General features: G+C 61.9%; 3 protein-coding genes. All 3 read right to left on the bottom strand.

All coding sequences use genetic code 11. From position 1 onward, the window contains the following. Positions 1–177: 177 nt before the first annotated feature. A complete protein-coding gene (locus AAC997_RS06075) occupies positions 178–546 on the bottom strand; it encodes a hypothetical protein (protein ID WP_340644793.1) in 369 nt (122 codons plus the stop codon). A gap of 35 nt (positions 547–581) precedes the next feature. Next, positions 582–1922, bottom strand: coding sequence for a CHASE3 domain-containing protein (locus AAC997_RS06070; protein ID WP_340644792.1), 1341 nt, complete (start codon positions 1920–1922; stop codon positions 582–584). Positions 1923–2296: 374 nt separating this feature from the next. Further along, positions 2297–2746, bottom strand: a 450-nt coding sequence (locus AAC997_RS06065) for a hypothetical protein (RefSeq protein WP_340644791.1), incomplete at its 5' end; no start/stop codon positions are given.

Genomic DNA, 2746 nt, shown 5'->3' with positions numbered 1-2746 from the left:
ATCCGCACCCGCCTTGGCCTTGCCGCCAAGGCGGGTGCGGATATGCGCTGTTGCAGATTCCGCCAGCACCTTGCCGGTCAGATACTGCGGCGCGTTCAAGATCGTGTTTGCGGGCGGCGGCACGATCGCCCCGACATAAGCCCCGCTCCCGATCATTCTTTTGAGGCTCGGGCTCAGCTATGGCGGATCTATGGGAGCGACAACGATTGAGCCGGTCTTGTTCGCATACAGGCCATTGACCTGCTTCACCATCAGGGCCGCTTCATTGTCGGAACGCAGTACGCGGTACGCCAGCCCACGCTCTGCAGCGGCGAGCGCCAATCCCCGCCCGATCCCCTTTACGAATTCGCGATCATTGTCCTGAACGAATACCAGTTCCCTTCGCAGGCCCCTGGGCTTGCTACAAGCTTGCTTGGCCGCATCAAAGGCCGGAAGGGCGACGGGCCTGGTCAGGCCATTGCCTTGCGCGTTCGCGGCCGACGGTAATGCGATGGCAAGAAGCCCCGCCAGCGTCCCGCGCGCCAAACGCCCGATGAGCGCGGCCATGGAGGACCGCATCGGAGCTGATGGAACGGGAAATTTCATAGGATCTGTGCGGTTGAAAATACCAGCCGGGCTGCCGTCCCCGGTGTCCGACTGACATACTCGACATTCGTCTTCAGCGCGGCCGCCATCGCAGCGATGATCTTCGAGCCCAGGCCTGTCCCACCCGGATGCACGGCGGCGCCCAGCCCGATGCCGTCATCCTGCACGACAAGCTCGGCCCGCCCCTCCGGAAGCTTTCGCAGCATGACGTGGATATCCCCCGATTGCCCGGCGGGATAGGCGTATTTGAAGGCGTTGGTCACCAATTCCGTGGCGACCACCCCCAGACTGATGCTCTCGTCTGTAGGCAGGATAACCGGGTCGAGCATGCTCGTAAGCCGGGCCGTATGGCCATCGTTGCGCATGGCGACACCAAGATTGTCCAGCATCACCCCCAGATAATCGTCCAATGCCACCGACGTTACGTCGCCCGAGGTGTAGAGGCTCTTGTGAATTTGCGATATCGCCTGAATTCGGGTCTCTGTTTCCTTCAGCGCCCCCTTGGCCGATTCATCGGTAACGGTCTTGGACTGCATATGGACCAGCGCCGAAACGAGCTGGAGACTGTTGGCCACGCGATGATTGACTTCGGACAGCAGGAGTTCCGCCCGTTCCCGGGCGAGCGCTAGCTCCTGCGTCCTTCGTTCAACCCGTTCCTCGAGCGTGAGGTTGACGGCACGCACTTCATCACGCGCCTGCGCGATCTCCTGTCTGTTGCGGTAGACTGTGAAGGCCACCGCAGCGACGACAAGAACGATGACGAAAGTCGCGACGATGGATACCCATCGCAGCATGGCGGCATTCTTCTTCTGCTCGATCCCGAACAAGGTGGACTTCTCGTCGGCATCGAGCATCGCGCCGTACAGGTAGACGTTGATTTCATCCATCAGCGCCTTACCGCGATTGCTACGGATCATCGACAGGGCGTCCATGTCGGAGCCGGCGCGCTTCAGGGCGATGCTTTGGTCCATTTCTCCAAGCTTTTCATCCACCGCCTCTCGCAGCCGGGACAGGAGCGGCGTTGGCTCGGACTCAGTGACAACAAAGCGTGCGAGATCCGACAGCTGCTGCCGGGCCCGGGACTTGGCCGTGTCAAAGGGAGCCAGGTAGATTTCATTGCCGGTCAGAAGATAACCGCGCTGACTAGACTCCGCCGTTCGCAGGGCATCGCGCAATTCCACCGCGGCGATCCGGGTGTCTCGCTGCAACGCCGTTTCCTGGAAAACGGTGTTAGACCTTTCGCCAAGCCACACCGTCATCGCCACCATAGCGAAGAGTGCGAGAAAGCCGATGACAAGGCCCCCGGCGACACCAAAGGCTAGGCGCTTGCTTGCCATTCTTGTGGTCTACTGATGCCTGGCGTTTGGACGACGCACCCCGCGCCCTGAAGGAACCATATAAAGGCAGACGGGCTGCTCGCTGGCAACGTCCGGCCGGGCCTGTCAGACAAATGCACCACTTGCTGACCAGGGGTCAGGCGGATGGCCCGCAAGAAGAAGTCCGATGACTCGTTCAGGTGATTGGGTAGCTCACCCAATGTCATCCAGCTCCTGGTGAGGCTCGACGTCAGATATCCTTCCGCCGACGTGCCGGAGGTAGCATCCCGAACGCCACAGGAGGGTCGGACCCGTCATTCGCTTCACCCCAGCGAGCGGACATTCGGGTGGCGGTCCCGACAGGGCCCTAATGTCAGGCTCTATCCCCCTGCGCGTCAGGCGGTTTCCATCAGCTGGCGAAGGTCGCCTTCCAGCTGGGCGACAAGCTGGCGGCCGAAGGCGTCGGCCTGGCTTCTGACCTTCTTGCCGGCCAGGGTTCGGATGGCGTCGATGTGATCGTCGATCAGCGGCAGCCGGGACTCAAAGGACACCTCCTCGTCGTCGATCAGGACGCAGAGGCCCGCGGCCAGTTGGTGGATCAAGGGATAGCCGAAGGTGGGCGCCAAGCCCTTCATGTCGTGGGCGCGCATATAGAGCACGCTGACGGCCTCGATGCTGTATCCATCCCTCGGCAGGATCTCGCGGGCCGCGTCCAGCTTGACGACCTCCTCGTGCATCCAGGCGTCGAAATTGTCCGACAGCGCCTGCACAGCCGCCTGCGCCTTGGCCACGCTTCCCATGGCCAGAGACAGTGATTGCCGTGATGGGGTCGCGTTTCCCGCCAT

The sequence above is a fragment of the Phenylobacterium sp. genome (genome assembly GCF_037968635.1).
In the GTDB taxonomy this organism is placed as follows: domain Bacteria; phylum Pseudomonadota; class Alphaproteobacteria; order Caulobacterales; family Caulobacteraceae; genus Phenylobacterium.
This window is presented reverse-complemented; position numbering and strand designations above follow the sequence as displayed.

What these genes read in the sequence shown, in the direction of transcription:
- AAC997_RS06070 (WP_340644792.1), bottom strand. Translation starts at nt 1,922, where the DNA reads ATGGCAAGCAAGCGCCTAGCCTTTGGTGTCGCCGGGGGCCTTGTCATC.
- AAC997_RS06075 (WP_340644793.1), bottom strand. Translation starts at nt 546, where the DNA reads ATGGCCGCGCTCATCGGGCGTTTGGCGCGCGGGACGCTGGCGGGGCTT.